This is a genomic window from Janibacter sp. Soil728, from assembly GCF_001428305.1.
In the GTDB taxonomy this organism is placed as follows: Bacteria; Actinomycetota; Actinomycetes; order Actinomycetales; family Dermatophilaceae; genus Janibacter.
On the sequence record NZ_LMRZ01000006.1, the window covers coordinates 83492 to 98449 of the forward strand.

A 14958-nucleotide genomic window follows, 5' to 3' on the forward strand; every position below is an offset into this window, starting at 1 on the left:
CGCACATACTATGACGCTCCATGAGCGATCTGATGGTGGGTCTCACCACAGGGACACGAGTCGCGGTCCGCACGCGGATCGACCCCGCGCCGGCGCACGGCCCGACCCTGACCGACACCGTCGGCGAGATCCTCGCCCTGGACGGGCAGCAGGTCCGCATCGCGACCCGCACCGGCGAGGTGACCCTGCGCCGCGACCTCGTCGTCGCGGCCCGCGCCATCCCCCCGAAGCCGACCCGCCGCGGCGCCCCCCACCGGGCCATCACCATCGAGGACCTCCACCTCGTCATGACCAAGGGCCAGCCCGGCCTCGAGGAGGCATGGCTGGGGACGAAGGGGGCGGGCTGGCTCCTGCGGGCCGGCGCCGGGTGGACCGGACGGTCCAACTCCGTTGCCCCCGTGGGCGACCCGGGTCTGCCGTTGCCGCAGGCCGTGGACGCGATCGAGTCCTGGTACCGCGAGCGCGAGCTCGTACCGCTCGTGATGCTCCCCCGGCCCGTCGGCGCCGGCACGGCCGACGACCCGTTGGGAGCCCTTCTCCTGGAACGCGGCTGGATCGAGGGCAACCCCGCCGACGTGCTCACCGGCCGGACCGAGACACTGCTCCGCGGCGCCGCCCCCTCCCCTGACGGCTTCGCGCTCCACGTGGGCGATGCCCCCGACGAGGACTGGTTGGCCGGCGGCTCGCCGCGGATCCTGGGCCACCTCGACGCGGCCCGCCAGATCCTCGCACTGCCCGCGCATCAGTTCTTCCTCACCGCCCGCGACGACGCAGGCCACGTCGCCGGCGTCGTGCGGGTGGCGCTCAACGACGGCTGGGCCGGCATCTTCGGTCTGCACGTCGACCCCGAGCACCGCGGACGAGGTCTGGGGCGCTGGCTGACCGCGGAGGCCCTGCGAGCCGCCGCCGACGCGGGCGCCTCGCTCACCTACCTGCAGGTCGAGCCGGGCAACGAGCCCGCCCAGCGCCTGTACCGGGGGCTCGGTATGACCACGCACCACGACTACGTCTACCTGGCCAAGCGTCCCTGACCCGGCCTGCTCCGCGGGTACCGGACCAGGTGTGGCCCCAAGGACGAAGCCGGCGGGCTCTCCCTTCGGACGTGTGTTGCTCTTTTGTGCCGGCTTCGCCCATGAGTCGGGCCGACACCTGACCGTCACCCGCTCAGGTGGTCGGCGGACTCTTCCTGCGTGTGGGTGATGACCCCGACCTCATCTGTGTCATGGCAGGCGAGGGCGGCGAGGTAGCCGTGGAGGGGCACGGGGAGGGACTGGACCTGCAGGCCCGCCAGGTCCCTCGAGCCCGAGGCCTTGAAGGCCGCCTCTTCGCGGACCCAGCGCCCGATGTCGTCACCACGGGTGGTCGCCTCGACGTCGACGCCGACGCGGGTGGGTGAGGTCGCGACGAGGACGAGCGGGCCGGCGTGCGCGACGGAGACGTGCAGGCTCGGGACGCGGGGGCGGCCGTGGGGGCCGCCGCACTCGTCGCAGGCGCGGTCGACGGGCACCTCTCGCGGGTCGAGACCCGTCGCGGCCGCCACGGCCACCCTCAGCAGCGCGGCCCCGACGACGAAGCGCCCCACGTCGGCCGCCGACGCGATCCCCTCCGCCCGGCGGGTCTCCACGGGGTCGAGGTGGGCGAGCAGCCGGCGGTCCATCGCGCGCAGGTCTGACCACCAGATGTCCACGACGTGGTTCGGCATGTGTGTCAGGCCCTTCCGCGGCTGTACTCTGACCCGCAGACTAAGGATAGGCACACCAACATGACGCTGACGATCCCCCTCGAGGCGATGCCGACCGCAGCGCCCGAGCGCACCTCGCGGCGTGTCGGCCCCTTCCTCCACCCGGGCTCCCCCGACCCCGCCCTCGTCGAGCACGGCCGGGTCATCACCCACGACGCGTTGGCTCGTCGCGTCGCCGACCTCGCCGATCGCCTGCCCCCGGTCGCGACCGGCCGCCGCCTCGTGCACCTCCCCCTCGCCCGGGACGTCGCCGGGATCGTCGGTCACCTCGCGGTCCAGGCCGCCGGTCACGTCGCCCTGGTCACCGGACCGGGCGCCGAGTCGATCACCGAACGCTTCGCCCCCGACCTGCGCCTGACGGACGAGCACGTCGAGACGCTGGTGGAGCACGCCGCCCACCTGCTCCACCCGGACCTGGCGCTCCTGCTGTCCACCTCCGGGAGCACCGGCAGCCCCAAGCTGGTACGGCTGTCCCACGACAACATCACCAGCAATGCCGCCGCCATCGCCGAGGCGCTCGGCCTGGGCCCGACGGACCGCGCGATCACCTCCCTTCCCCTCCACTACTGCTACGGGCTGTCGGTGCTGCACAGCACGCTCCACGTCGGAGGCAGCGTCGTCGTCACCGACCAGTCGGTGACCGACGACGCGTTCTGGCGGGAGCACGTCACGCATCAGGTCAGCGTCCTCGCGGGAGTACCGCACACCTTCGACCTCATCGAGCCGCGCCTGCGCGGCGGCCTGCCGGGGCTGCGCCTGGTCACCCAGGCAGGCGGCGCGCTCGCCCCCGACCGCATCACGCAGCTCACCGAGATCGGACGGGCCCAGGGATGGCAGCTGGGCGTCATGTACGGCCAGACCGAGGCGACCGCGCGCATGGCCATCCACATCGGCGACGGGGTGGCGCAGGCTCCAGAGGCCGTGGGCCATGCCCTGGTCGGGTCCGCCGTGCGCGTGGACCGCGCCGGTCACGAGGACCGCGACGACGGTGCCGGTGAGCTCGTCTTCACCGGCCCGGGCGTGATGCTCGGGTACGCCGAGCACCCCGACGAGCTGGCCCTGGGCCGCATGATCGACGAGCTGCGCACCGGCGACCTCGGGCACGTGGACGAGGACGGCCTCGTCCGCGTCGTCGGCCGCTGCGACCAGGTCGCCAAGATCCTGGGTCTGCGCATCGATCTCGGTCGGGTGAACGCGGCCCTCACCGGCGCCGGGCACCGCGCCATGGTCACGGCTGACGCGCAGCACCTCCTCGTCACCCTCGTGACCGACCCTGCCGAAGGGAGCGCCTCTCGCCTGCTGCAGTCGGTCCGGGGCCTCGCGGCACAGGCCTCCGGCCTGCAGCCGGGGGCCGTCGTCGTCGCTCCCGTCGACGCGATCCCGTTGCTGCCCAACGGCAAGACCGACCGCATCGCCTGCCGTGAGCACGCTCTGGCCAGCATCGATCGGGAGGCCGACACCAGCGACGACCACCTCGCCGCAACGGTCTCGATCGTCGCGAGCGCCCTCGGCCGCGACGAGGCCGACCCCGACCGGTCCTTCGCGCAGCTCGGCGGCGACTCCTACAACCTCGTCCAGACCTCGGTGCGCCTCGAGCGGGTGCTCGGCACGCTGCCCGACGGGTGGCACCACATCCCCCTTCGTCAGCTCGCGCAGGACGCCACCCCGCCCGGCCGCCACGTTCACTGGGTGGACACCCCACTGCTCCTGCGGGCCGTCGCGGCCATCGCGATCTGCGCCAGCCACCTGGGACTCGTCGCCGCCCCCGGCGGTGCGCACACGCTGCTGGCCCTCGCCGGGTGGTCGATGAGTCGCTTCACTCTCGACACCCCCGAACCCACGCTCCGCCGACGGAGCGGGCTGCGCTCGATCGCCGCCCTGGCCATCCCCTCCATGGTCGTCGCCCTGATCGGCCTGGTCACCGCTGGCGGATACGGCTGGGAGAACGTGCTGCTCGTCAACTGGCTCATCGGGGAGATGGAGTGGGGCGCACGCATCAACCTGTGGTTCATCGAGGCGCTGCTCGCCTGCAGCCTCGCCGTCCTCGCACTCCTGTCCGTGCCGCGTCTCGGACTGGTCCACGTGCGCCACCCGTGGGCCTGGAGCATGGCGCTGGCGGCGGCTGCGCTCGTCCCCCGCTGGATCCTCGTCCCTGACTCCACCGGCGCCACTCGTGGGCTGCCCGGGTCCGTCCTGTGGCTCTTCGCCATCGGCATGGCGCTGGGCGTGGCCCGCACCCGCAGGCAGCGCGTGGCCACCATGGCGCTCACCGGCATCGGCATGTGGGACTTCTTCGTCGAGCCCAGCCGCGGCCTGACCGTGCTCGTCGCCATCACCGTGCTCGCCTTCGTCCCGCGGATCCCGCTGCCACGCCTCCTCGTGCTACCCCTCGGGCTGCTCGCCGCCGCCTCCCTGCACATCTACCTCGTCCAGTGGCAGGTCTTCCGGGTCGTCGACCAGCCGGTCCTCGCCCTGCTCACCTCCTTCGCCGCCGGTATCGCCGTGTGGTGGCTCTTCCAGGCGCCCACCCGAGCGCTCACCGACCGTCTCGTCCGACTCCGCCCCACCCTCCCGACCCCGACCGGAGATCCCTCATGAACCGACGCACCCTCCTCACCGCGGCCCTCAGCTCCTCGGTCCTGGCACTCGCCGCCTGCGGTGGCGCCGACGGTCCGACGACCGACCCGGATGCGCTCCAGATCTACTCCAGCCAGCACGACAGCCTCACCAAGGCGTGGGCCGAGGGCTTCACCAAGAAGACCGGGATCAAGACCCAGATCCGCCCCGGCAAGGACGCCTCGATGGGCCACCAGATCGTCCAGGAGGGCGAGAAGTCCCCGGCCGATGTCTTCCTCACGGAGAACAGCCCGGCGATGACCCTCGTCGAGGACAGCGGCCTGCTCGCACCGATCGACTCCACGACCCTCGCTCAGGTGCCCACGAACCGCCGCCCCTCCAGCGGTGACTGGACGAGCGTCGCGGCCCGATCCACCGTCCTCGTCTACAACCCGGACAAGGTCAGCGACAAGGACCTGCCCGCCTCGCTGATGGACCTGAGCAAGCCGGAGTACAAGGACCAGTGGGGTGCCGGTGCCACCGGCGCCGACTTCCAGGCCATCGTCGCCGGCATGCTGGCCGACCAGGGCGAGGCCAAGACGAAGAGCTGGCTCGAGGGCATGAAGACCAACGCCCGCATCTACGAGAACAACATCGCGACCATGAAGGCCGTCAACTCCGGCGAGGTCCCGATGGGCGTGATCTACCACTACTACTGGTACCGCGACCAGGCCGAGACCAAGGAGGGCACGGCCAACACCAAGCTGCACTACTTCAAGCAGAAGGACCCCGGCGCCTTCGTCAGCCTCTCCGCCGCGGGTGTGCTCGCGTCCGCCAAGCACCCGGACGAGGCGCAGAAGTTCGTCGAGTACATTCTCTCTGACGAGGGGCAGAAGGTCCTCGAGACGAGTGGCTCCAAGGAGTACGCCGTGGCCAAGGGTGCGGCGTCCGACCCCGACCTCCCGACGCTCGAGTCCCTGCAGGCGCCCGCCGTCGACCCCTTCGCCCTCGACTCAGAGAAGGTCACCCAGCTGATGACCGATGCCGGCCTCCTCTAGGCACCTCTTGATGGCCGCGGCGATCATCGTCGCGGCCATCACCGTGCTCCCGATCGCGCTCGTCGCGGCGGACGGACTGGGGACGTCGCCGGGTGGGGCGCTGGACTACCTGCTGCGACCCCGGATCGGGGAGCTGCTGAGCAACACCCTCCTGCTCGTGGCCGTCACCGTCCCGGCGTGCATCGCCCTCGGGGTGGGCGTGGCCTGGCTCGTGGAGCGCACCGACCTCCCCTTCGCCGGGGTCTGGCGCGTCCTGCTCGGCGCACCGCTCGCCGTGCCCGCCTTCGTCGCCGCGTACGCGTGGGTGTCCGTGCGGCCGGGACTCGACGGGCTCGCCGGGGCGGCCCTCGTCACCACCGCCGCCTACTTCCCCTTCGTCTACCTCCCGGTCGCCGCCATCCTGCGTGACCTCGACGCGGCGCCCGCCGAGGACGCCCGGGCACTCGGCCTGACCGCCTTCGCCGCCTGGCGACGCACCGTGCTGCCGCGGCTACGACCGGCGGTCAGCGGCGGCGCGCTCCTCGTCGCACTGCACCTCCTCGCGGAGTTCGGCGTGCTGGAGATGATGCGCTACCCGACCTTCACCACGGCGATCCTCGTCCAGTACCAGGTCAGCTTCAGCAGCAACCAGGGCAGCCTGCTCGCCGTCGTCCTGGTGCTGCTGTGCATCACCGTCCTGACGCTCGAGCACTTCCTGCGCGGGTCCGCGCGCACCTCCCGCGTCGGCCGCGGCGTGCACCGCGCCGCCGAGCCCGTGCCCCTCGGCCGTTGGGCACCCCTCGCGTGCGCGGCGCTGTCCGTCGTCGTGCTCGTCTCCCTCGTCGTGCCCGTCACCCTCGTCGGGCGGTGGCTCCTGGCTCACCTCGCCGACCCGACCCCCGACCCGGGGCTGCGCCCGTCACTGCTCCTGACCACCGGGAGCACCATCTCGCTCGCGCTGGCCGCCGCGGTCCTCACGACCGTCATGGCCCTCCCCGGCGCGTGGCTGCTCAGCCGACGACGCTCCGGCTGGACGCTCCTGCTCGAACGCGTCACCTACGTCGCCAGCTCCCTGCCGGGCGTCGTCATCGCGCTGGCCATGATCACGCTGACGGTCAGGTACCTGCCGTCCGTCTACCAGAGCCCCGCGCTGCTCGTCCTGGGCTACACGATCCTCTTCATCCCGCGGGCCATGGTCTCGCTGCGCTCCGGGCTGGCTGCCGCGCCACCTGAGCTGAGCGATGCCGCCCGTTCTCTGGGCAGCAGCCCGCTCAGCGCCTTCCGCCGGGTGGTGCTCCCCCTCATCCTCCCTTCGGTCCTCACCGGGGCCGCGCTCGTCGCCATCGCGGCAGCGACCGAGCTGACGGCCACCCTGCTGCTGTCACCGACCGGGACCTCCACGCTCGCGACCGCCTTCTGGGCGGCGAGCGACGAGTTCGACTACGCGGGGGCTGCTCCCTTCGCGGCGATGATGATCTTGCTGTCAGCGCCCCTGACCGTCCTGATGCTGCGACAGAGTGGGATCGAAGAATGAGCACTGTTGACGTCCGAGGGATCACCGTCGGGTACGGCGGCGATCCGGTCCTGCGCGAGATCGACCTCGTCGTCCCGACCGGCACGACGACGGCCGTGCTCGGCGCCTCCGGGGGCGGCAAGACCACGCTGCTGCGGGTCATCGCCGGCTTCCTGGCCCCCGACGCCGGCACGGTCCGTCTCGACGAGCGCATCGTGTGCAGCGACGGACGAGCCGTGCCGCCCGAGCGTCGCGGCATCGGCTACGTGCGTCAGGACGGCGGTCTCTTCCCCCACCTGGACGTCGGCGGGAACATCGCCTTCGGGCTGCCCCGCGCAGCCCGGCGTCGGCGCGACCGCGTCGCCGAGCTGCTCGAGCTCGTCGGCCTACCCGCGCAGACCGCGACCCGGCGACCGGCCCAGCTCTCCGGCGGTCAGCAGCAGCGTGTGGCCCTGGCGCGCGCGCTGGCCCTCTCCCCGGGCGTCGTGCTGCTCGACGAACCCTTCTCCTCGCTCGACACGGCCCTGCGAGCCAGCACCCGCGACGCCGTCGCAGCTGCCCTCGCCGAGACCGCGGCCACGACGATCCTCGTGACGCACGACCAGCAGGAGGCGCTGTCCTTCGCCGACCAGGTCGCGATCATGCGCGACGGCCGGTTCAGCCAGGTCGGCACCCCTCGCGAGATCTACGAGGCGCCCATCGACATGCGCGAAGCCTCCTTCCTCGGCGACGTCGTGCACCTCGCCGGCCACTGCACCGACGACGGCATCGCCAGCCCGCTGGGCCTGGTCACGGCCCGCGGAGACTCGCCAGCGGCCGTCTCTGGTGACGTCGACGTCGTCGTCCGCCCGGAGGACCTGACCCTGACCGACTCCCCCGGTTGTCCCCACGGCACGGTCCAGGACATCAGCTACCACGGCGCCCACGCGCTCGTCCGGGTCGCCCTGGACGACGGGACCACCGTCAGCGTGCGGGTCGTCGGCCGCTGGACTCCCGAGCCCGGCGAGCAGGTGCCCGTCAGCGTCATCGGCCCCGTCCTGGCCTACCCGCGCCCCTGACGTCGCGGCTGAAGGGCGACCAGGAGCGGGCGAAGGGAGGGGTCGGCCCGACTCATGGCGAAGGCCGCCAGGCCTGAGCCTTGGGGCCACCCCTCCCCTTTGCCCGCGAGCGTCGCGGACGCTCGAGAGCGGGGCTCACGGGTTGGTGCAGGTGACGCTGTCCTGGGGGATGTAGCGGGTGGTGAAGGTCGAGGACTTCACCGTCTTGCCATCCTTGATGAAGGTCCGGGTGATGTCGACGGAGAAGCCCGGGGCGGGTGACTGCGGGACGCAGCCCTTCTTGTCGTCGACGATCTTCTTGGGCGGGGTGATGTTCTTGCGGGCGCTCTTGCCGGCCTTGATCTCGTCGTAGGCCTTGCGACCGTGGAAGGACACCGTGACCTCGTTGCCGTTGACCTCCGCGGTGATGAGGATCCCGGCGCCGGTGTCGTTGGTGAAGCGGTTGTCGACATTGGGCCAGGAGATCGTCGCCTCGCGACCCTCCGGGTAGCGGGAGATGTAGAACGAGTGCGGGTGGAACTCCTCGATCTTGGCGCCGGAGAAGAAGACCGCGTTGAAGAGCGTCGTCGACAGCTGCGAGATGCCGCCGCCGTAGTCATTGGCGAGTCGGCCACCCATGATGACGCCGGCCTTGCCGTAACCCGCGGCTGCGGTGCGTTGCCCCAGCTGTTGGTTGAGCGAGAAGGTCGCGCCCGGGGCGACGTAGGCGCCGTTGAGCCTGCGTGCAGCCAGACGGATGTTGTCGGCCCGCACGCCGGTGGTGCTCGGCAGGTAGGTCGTGAAGGTGGAGATCTGCTCCTTGGGCAGGGTCTTCTTCGCCTGCGCCGTCGTCAGCTGCGGCTGCGACTCCTTCGACGCGACGTCGAGGGTGCGCTGATCGCCCGACTTCTTCATGGCGGCGACGACCTTGGCCCCGATGCCGTCCTCCGTGAGTGCCAGCCCCGTGCTCGACGGCGTGACCTCGAAGCCCGACCCGTGACGCACGACGGTCGCGTCCTTGGCCGACCGGAACTTGCCGGAGGCCTTGCCCGCGTCGATCGCTGCCTGACCGACCTTCTTCTCGTCCACGGTGGCAGAGAGCTTGCCGTCCGTGTTGGTGATCGAGACGGCCGCGGCCAGCTGGTCGGCCGGCACGGAGAAGGAGATGTCCTTGGCCGCGCCCTCACCCGTGGGGTCGGTGGACGTGACGGTGACGGGTCCCGAGACGAGGGGAGCGAGGTCGTCCTTGACGAAACGGTCGATCTCGGTCTGGCTGAGCTCGGGGGCCGGTGCGCTGGTCGGCGCGTCGAAGGATCGCTGCTGGGGCCAGTCCTGCGCGATCGAGTCGACGACGTGGGCACGATCGACGGTGAGCCCGGGCGCCGACGCCGTCTTCTTGATCGTCGCGCCCTCGAGTGTCACCTTGCCCTCGACCGGCTTCTTGTCCAGAGCCTTGGTCTTGGCGTCGACGGCCTTGGTGAGCGCGGCCTTGTCGACATCGACCTCGACCTCACGGTCGACGCCACCGCGCACGTGGTTCCACAGGTCCGCCGGGTTGAGGCTGAAGCCGGTGAGACCCTCGACGGAGGCCGCGTAGTCGTAGGTCAGGCCCGAGTCCGCGGGGGCCAGCTCGACCTTCTTGCCGGCGACGGTCACGGCGACCTTGCGGGCCGCCTCGTCGGACAGACGACTCTCGAGGGTCTGGCTCGCCTCGTCGGGGGTCTGGCCACCGACGGCCACCCCACCGATGCGGGTCTCGGCCGGCACCCGGTCGGCGAAGTACAGCGCCGCGGCGACATACAGGCCCGCGAGGACCACCAGGACGAAGGCCACGGCCAAGAAGGTGCGACCTCCTCGCCGGCGGCCCACGACCTCCTCGCTGTCCGTCCAGCTCTCGTGCGTGCTCATCCTGGTCACCTCGTGCTCGTGTAGCGGCTGCGGTAGTAGATCAGTGGATCATCCCGACGGGCATCCGCCAGGCTCGTGATGACCTCGCCGACGACGATCGTGTGGTCCCCGGCCTCGTGGAGGGCGGTGGTGCGGCACTCGAGCGTGGCCAGCGCGTCGTCGACGAGCGCCACCCCGAGCTCGCCGCGATGGTGCGGGATGCCGGACAGCTGCCCGTAGAGCGGCCGCCCGCCCGTGCTCAGCCAGGTCGCCGTCGGACGCGCCCCGACCGGCAGGATCGAGACACCCCACACCCCGGACGAGACCACGGCATCGTGCCAGCCGCTGTCCTGCTGGACGCAGACCAGGACGAGCGGTGGCTCGAGGGAGACGGAGGTGACCGAGTTGGCGGTCATCGCGTGGTCGTGGCCGTCCTCCAGGGTCGTCACGACGGTCACCCCGGTCGCGAAGTGCGCCATCGCGTGGCGCAGGCTCGTCGGCGTCGGACCGCTCATCGGCGGGCCACCAGCGGCGGCCGTTCGCCCGGGACCAGGGCCGGCAGCGGCTCGCCCGTGGCCACGTCGAGGCGGGCATAGCCCTCTCGCCCGGAGAGCCTGGCGACGATGTCGTTGGACAGCGCGTAGGTCCCCCGCGGCCCGAGGGTGACCTGGGTGCGGTGGTGGCGCAGCGCGGCGGTCTGCCGCTCCACCGCGGTCTCGTCGACGATGGCGTGGGTCACCACGTCGTCCGCCACGACCGAAGGGGGGAAGTCCCCCGTCGGCAGCGCCCAGCCCAGGCCGCGCACCTCGTCGACCACGGCCAGGACCTCACGGTCCTCCCGGGCCCACGACCGCGGGGTGAGGACGGCGAAGAGGGCCGGGCGGCTCCCTTCGTCCATGCCGGCCAGCGCGCGACGGGTCACCTCGTGGGTGCGGACGTGGTCGGGGTGGTCGTAACCGCCCCGGGCGTCATAGGTGACGACGAGGTCGGGTGCGACGGACTCGATGCCCGCGGTGACGGCCGCGACCGCATGCACGTCGTCCGAGCGGACCCAGGCGCGCGGGTCGAGCGCACTCGGGGTTCCAGCCATGCCGGAGTCACGCCACCGGGAGAGCCTGCCCACCGCCGGGTCCTCACCGAGGACGGTGCTGTGGGCGCCGATCGTGGTCATGGCTCCGCGCAGCTCGTCGCGACGGAACTCACCGAGCGTGTCCTCGTGGTCGGCGTCGAGGTGGGCGAGCTCCTGCGGAATGACCTCGCCCTGCTCTCCGAGGGTGCACGTGAGCACGTGCACCTCGTCGCCGGCGGTGATGTGGTGGGCGATCGCGACCCCGGTCGCCAGCATCTCGTCGTCAGGATGGGCGTGCACGAAGAGCAGCCGCGCGGACCGCCCGGACACGAGGACCGGCGCTGCTGCGGTCACTCGGACACCCCGATGACGCCCATCTCCGGCGAACCGCCGTAGACGGGGTTGCCGATGAGCGAGGTGACCTCGGACCCGGCGACATACGACAACCGGCTCTGCCGAAGGGGGATGTAGGCGCCGTCCTCGAGCAGGCCGGTGTCGATCGCGCTCCACTGCGCGGCGCTGGACGTGCGGTCACGCGTGCCGACCGCCTTGTCCATGGCGGCAGTCACCTTCTTGTCGGCAAACAGTCCGTAGTCGCGGCCCACCGAGGTCTTGCTCAGGTTGATCCGATCGTCGAAGAGAGGCGGCAGGACGGTGCTCGCCGAGGGGAAGTCCGGGCCCCAGTTGGCCCAGACGACGTCGTAGTCCTCCGCGACCTTGCGCTTGCCGATCTGGGTGAAGTAGTCCTCGCCCAGTGCCTTGAGGGTCACGTCGAAGCCGGCCTTGTCCCACCCCCGCTCGAGCGCCTGCATGGCGTCGTCCATGGTGCCCCCACCCCGATAGGCGACGGTGATCCTGACGGGCGTCTTGACCTTGCCCTTGACCAGTTGCGCGCGCGCGTGCGTGGGGTCGCCGGACGGTCCGTGGTCGGCGACGTCCTCGTGGGCGGCTGGCAGCGCGGCCCCGAGCAGGGACCACGTCGGCGTCCCCGAGGCGGCGCCACGCGCCTGGTTGTAGGCCTCGCGGTCGGTGGCCTCGGCCAGCGCGCGGCGCACCCGAGGGGACTTCATGGCCTTGCTGCGGGTGCTGACCGCCAGGTAGTCGACGAGCTGCCCGTCGACCTGGACGGTCTGGGCGCGCTCGCCCGCCTCGTCGATCGCCGGCCCGAGGACGGTGGGCACCGGGTCCAGGGCGAGCGTGCGCCCGCCGTCGTCGCCGTCGACGATGGTCTCGACGGCGTCCTTGGCCGCGACCCCCTCCTTGTGCAGGATCGTGGTGGGCCCGGGGGTGCGAAGGGGGTCCGACGCGCGCTTCCACCTCGGGTTGCGCACCCAGGTGCCCCCGGTGCTGGGTGTCCAGCCGTCAGACAGCTGGTAGGGACCGGACGAGAAGGCCTCGTAGGTCGCGTCCTTGGCCTCGTGCGACGCCTTGTACGGCGCGAACTCCGGCAGCGAGACGACCTCGTCGAAGTACCCGACCGGCTCGTCGAGGTGGAAGACGACGGTCCGCTCGTCCCTGCACTCCACGGCCTCGTTGATGAGCTTGCGGGCGGCCTTGGAGGTCCCTCCCTTCGCCAAGGGGCCGGGATAGGTGGAGCTGCCGTCCTTCTTCTTGGGGATGTCGAGGAAGGTCAGGGCGTAGCCGCTGGAGGAGATGTCCGGGTCGAAGGAGCGCGCGACGCCGTAGCGCACGTCCTTGCAGGTGATCGGGGACCCGTCCTGCCAGGTGACGCCCTTGCGCAGGGTGAAGGTCCACGTCGACGCGTCCTTGCTGGCCTTGCCCGAGCTCGTCGCGAGGTCACCCGCAAGTTTGCGCTGACCCCCCAGGGCGGTCGCCGGGGTGTAGGCGGTGAGCGTGCGCATCCAGGTGCGCGAGGCGAACCCGGCGACCTGCCGCTGCGTGATCCGCTGCGGGTCCCATGCCTGTACCGGACCGGTCGAGAGCACCGTCAGCCGGTCCTTCGGACCGCTGACCTGCCCGGCGGAGGGGGTGGCTGCGGAGCCCGCGCCACCCCCTTCGTCAGTGGTGCACGCAGAGACACTCGCCACGAGGGCGAGTGCACCTGTTCCTGCGATGAGTCCTCGAGCGATGCGCCTCATGGGCGCTCCCTTCTCAGGAGTTGCGGGCCTTGGAGGCGGTGCGCGCCCGCAGGTTGGCGTCGAGCACGAGCTTGCGGATACGGATCGTGTCCGGGGTGACCTCGACGCACTCGTCCTCGCGGCAGAACTCGAGCGACTGCTCGAGGGTCAGCTTGCGGGGCGGAACCACCTTCTCGAAGTTGTCGGCGGAGGAGGCGCGCACGTTGGTGAGCTTCTTCTCCTTGGTGATGTTGACATCCATGTCGTCGGCGCGCGAGTTCTCGCCGACGATCATGCCCTCGTAGACCACGGTGCCCGGCTCGGTGAAGAGGGATCCGCGCTCCTGCAGGTTGACCATGGCGTACGCCGTGACCGGACCGGAGCGGTCGGCCACGAGCGACCCGGAGACGCGCGTGGTGATGGTGCCGAACCACGGCTCGTAGCCCTCGAAGACGTGGTTGGCGATGCCCGCGCCTCGCGTCTCGGTGAGGAACTCGGTCCGGAACCCGATGAGACCGCGGGAAGGCACGAGGAACTCCATGCGGATCCAGCCGGTTCCGTGGTTGGTCATCTGCTCCATGCGGCCCTTGCGGGCAGCCATCAGCTGGGTGATCGCGCCGAGGTACTCCTCGGGGGTGTCGATCGTCAGGCGCTCGACCGGCTCGTGCACCTTGCCGTCGACCTCCTTGGTGACGACCTGCGGCTTGCCGACGGTCAGCTCGAAGCCCTCGCGACGCATCTGCTCGACGAGGATGGCCAGGGCGAGCTCACCACGGCCCTGGACCTCCCACGCGTCCGGACGCGCGGTCGGCAGGACGCGCAGCGACACATTGCCCACGAGCTCCTTGTCGAGGCGGTCCTTGACCATGCGGGCGGTGACCTTGGTGTTCTTCGTCTCGCCGCGTCCCACGAGCGGGGAGGTGTTGGTGCCGAGCGTCATCGAGATGGCCGGCTCGTCGACGGTGATCACGGGCAGCGGGATCGGGTTGTCGACGTCGGCGATGGTGTCGCCGATCATGATCTCGGGGATACCGGCGATGGCGATGATGTCGCCCGGGCGGGCAGCACCCTGGTCGAGCGGCTTGCGCTCCAGGCCCTCGGTGATGAGCAGCTCGGTGATCTTCACCCGCTCCTGCGTGCCGTCGTGACGACACCAGGCGACCTGCTGGCCCTTGCGCAGCTCGCCGTTGAAGACGCGCAGCAGAGCGAGACGACCCAGGAAGTTGCTCGAGTCGAGGTTGGTCACGTGCGCCTGCAACGGGGCGTCGTCCTCGTAGGACGGGGCAGGGATCGTCTCCATGATCGTCCGGAAGAGCGGCTCGAGGTCGTCGTTGTCCGGCAGGGTGCCGTTGTCCGGACGGTTGAGGCTCGCGGCGCCGTTCTTGCCGGAGGTGTAGACGATGGGGAACTCGATCTGGTCCTCGTCGGCCTCGAGGTCCATGAAGAGCTCGTAGGCCTCGTCGACGACCTCGGCGATGCGGCTGTCAGGACGGTCGACCTTGTTGATGGCCAGGATGACCGGCAGCTTCGCGGCGAGCGCCTTGCGCAGGACGAAGCGGGTCTGGGGCAGCGGGCCCTCGGACGCGTCGACGAGCAGGACGACACCGTCGACCATGGACAGGCCACGCTCGACCTCGCCGCCGAAGTCCGCGTGACCAGGGGTGTCGATGATGTTGATCGTGACGCCGTCGGGGGCGTCGTGCGCCGCGGCGGACGGGCCGTTGTAGTGGATCGCCGTGTTCTTGGCGAGGATCGTGATGCCCTTCTCGCGCTCGAGGTCACCACTGTCCATCGCGCGTTCGTCGATGTGGTCGTGCTCGCCGAAGGCACCCCCCTGCCAGAGCATCTTGTCGACGAGGGTGGTCTTGCCGTGGTCGACGTGGGCGACGATGGCGACATTGCGGATGTCGCTGCGGGAGATCATGGGCATGTCAGGGATTCTCTCAGCAGAAACGGCCTCTCCCCAAATGCTTGCCCTGAGGTGTGACGCACGAGCCACGAAGGGGACGGGCGAGGCCACCCCCTTCGCGCCGTCCCGGG

11 protein-coding genes are annotated in these 14958 nt (G+C 71.0%); 5 read left to right on the forward strand and 6 right to left on the reverse strand.

The features are described from left to right. Positions 1-20 precede the first annotated feature (20 nt). On the forward strand, positions 21-1031 hold the full coding sequence (locus ASG73_RS13630) for a GNAT family N-acetyltransferase (RefSeq protein ID WP_156466301.1): 1011 nt from the start codon (positions 21-23) through the stop codon (positions 1029-1031). A gap of 125 nt (positions 1032-1156) precedes the next feature. Here ASG73_RS13630 and ASG73_RS13635 read toward each other — a convergent pair whose 3' ends face one another. After that, on the reverse strand, positions 1157-1702 hold the full coding sequence (locus tag ASG73_RS13635; RefSeq protein ID WP_055996319.1) for a 4'-phosphopantetheinyl transferase family protein: 546 nt from the start codon (positions 1700-1702) through the stop codon (positions 1157-1159). A gap of 60 nt (positions 1703-1762) precedes the next feature. Between ASG73_RS13635 and ASG73_RS13640 the strand changes: the two genes are divergently transcribed. From ASG73_RS13640 to ASG73_RS13655, 4 genes are read left to right on the forward strand one after another with little or no spacing between them, the layout of a single operon-like run. Then, entirely contained in the window at positions 1763-4339 is a 2577-nt protein-coding gene (locus tag ASG73_RS13640) for a non-ribosomal peptide synthetase (protein WP_055996320.1), read from the forward strand. After that, positions 4336-5355, forward strand: a complete 1020-nt coding sequence (locus tag ASG73_RS13645; RefSeq protein ID WP_055996323.1) for an iron ABC transporter substrate-binding protein — start codon at positions 4336-4338, stop codon at positions 5353-5355. The genes ASG73_RS13640 and ASG73_RS13645 overlap by 4 nt, the downstream gene beginning before the upstream one ends. 10 nt (positions 5356-5365) lie before the next feature. Next, entirely contained in the window at positions 5366-6868 is a 1503-nt protein-coding gene (locus tag ASG73_RS13650; protein ID WP_235499461.1) for an ABC transporter permease, read from the forward strand. After that, the gene (locus tag ASG73_RS13655) at positions 6865-7905 is read left to right on the forward strand and encodes an ABC transporter ATP-binding protein (RefSeq protein WP_055996329.1); all 1041 of its coding nucleotides are present in this window, start codon (positions 6865-6867) and stop codon (positions 7903-7905) included. The genes ASG73_RS13650 and ASG73_RS13655 overlap by 4 nt, the downstream gene beginning before the upstream one ends. 135 nt (positions 7906-8040) lie before the next feature. On the opposite strand, the gene ASG73_RS13660 is transcribed toward ASG73_RS13655, so the two are convergent. The 5 genes from ASG73_RS13660 to typA are packed head-to-tail and all read right to left on the reverse strand — an operon-like array spanning position 8041 to position 14848. Beyond that, positions 8041-9792 carry a VanW family protein gene (locus ASG73_RS13660; protein ID WP_055996332.1) on the reverse strand — a complete coding sequence of 584 codons (1752 nt, stop codon included), beginning with the start codon at positions 9790-9792 and terminating at the stop codon, positions 8041-8043. A gap of 5 nt (positions 9793-9797) precedes the next feature. Then, a complete protein-coding gene (locus ASG73_RS13665; protein WP_055996335.1) occupies positions 9798-10286 on the reverse strand; it encodes a flavin reductase family protein in 489 nt (162 codons plus the stop codon). Continuing rightward, positions 10283-11194: an N-acetyl-1-D-myo-inositol-2-amino-2-deoxy-alpha-D-glucopyranoside deacetylase gene (gene mshB, locus ASG73_RS13670; protein WP_055996339.1), complete on the reverse strand. Its 912-nt coding sequence runs from the start codon at positions 11192-11194 to the stop codon at positions 10283-10285. The genes ASG73_RS13665 and mshB overlap by 4 nt, the downstream gene beginning before the upstream one ends. Further along, entirely contained in the window at positions 11191-12939 is a 1749-nt protein-coding gene (locus tag ASG73_RS13675; RefSeq protein ID WP_055996342.1) for an ABC transporter substrate-binding protein, read from the reverse strand. The genes mshB and ASG73_RS13675 overlap by 4 nt, the downstream gene beginning before the upstream one ends. Positions 12940-12952: 13 nt before the next feature. After that, the gene (typA, locus tag ASG73_RS13680) at positions 12953-14848 is read right to left on the reverse strand and encodes a translational GTPase TypA (RefSeq protein ID WP_055996345.1); all 1896 of its coding nucleotides are present in this window, start codon (positions 14846-14848) and stop codon (positions 12953-12955) included. Between the last annotated feature and the right edge of the window lie 110 nt (positions 14849-14958).

Coding starts and splice junctions, on each gene's coding strand:
- ASG73_RS13630 (WP_156466301.1), top strand. CDS start 21: ATGAGCGATCTGATGGTGGGTCTCACCACAGGGACACGAGTCGCGGTC.
- ASG73_RS13635 (WP_055996319.1), bottom strand. CDS start 1,702: ATGCCGAACCACGTCGTGGACATCTGGTGGTCAGACCTGCGCGCGATG.
- ASG73_RS13640 (WP_055996320.1), top strand. CDS start 1,763: ATGACGCTGACGATCCCCCTCGAGGCGATGCCGACCGCAGCGCCCGAG.
- ASG73_RS13645 (WP_055996323.1), top strand. CDS start 4,336: ATGAACCGACGCACCCTCCTCACCGCGGCCCTCAGCTCCTCGGTCCTG.
- ASG73_RS13650 (WP_235499461.1), top strand. CDS start 5,366: ATGGCCGCGGCGATCATCGTCGCGGCCATCACCGTGCTCCCGATCGCG.
- ASG73_RS13655 (WP_055996329.1), top strand. CDS start 6,865: ATGAGCACTGTTGACGTCCGAGGGATCACCGTCGGGTACGGCGGCGAT.
- ASG73_RS13660 (WP_055996332.1), bottom strand. CDS start 9,792: ATGAGCACGCACGAGAGCTGGACGGACAGCGAGGAGGTCGTGGGCCGC.
- ASG73_RS13665 (WP_055996335.1), bottom strand. CDS start 10,286: ATGAGCGGTCCGACGCCGACGAGCCTGCGCCACGCGATGGCGCACTTC.
- ASG73_RS13675 (WP_055996342.1), bottom strand. CDS start 12,939: ATGAGGCGCATCGCTCGAGGACTCATCGCAGGAACAGGTGCACTCGCC.
- typA (WP_055996345.1), bottom strand. CDS start 14,848: ATGCCCATGATCTCCCGCAGCGACATCCGCAATGTCGCCATCGTCGCC.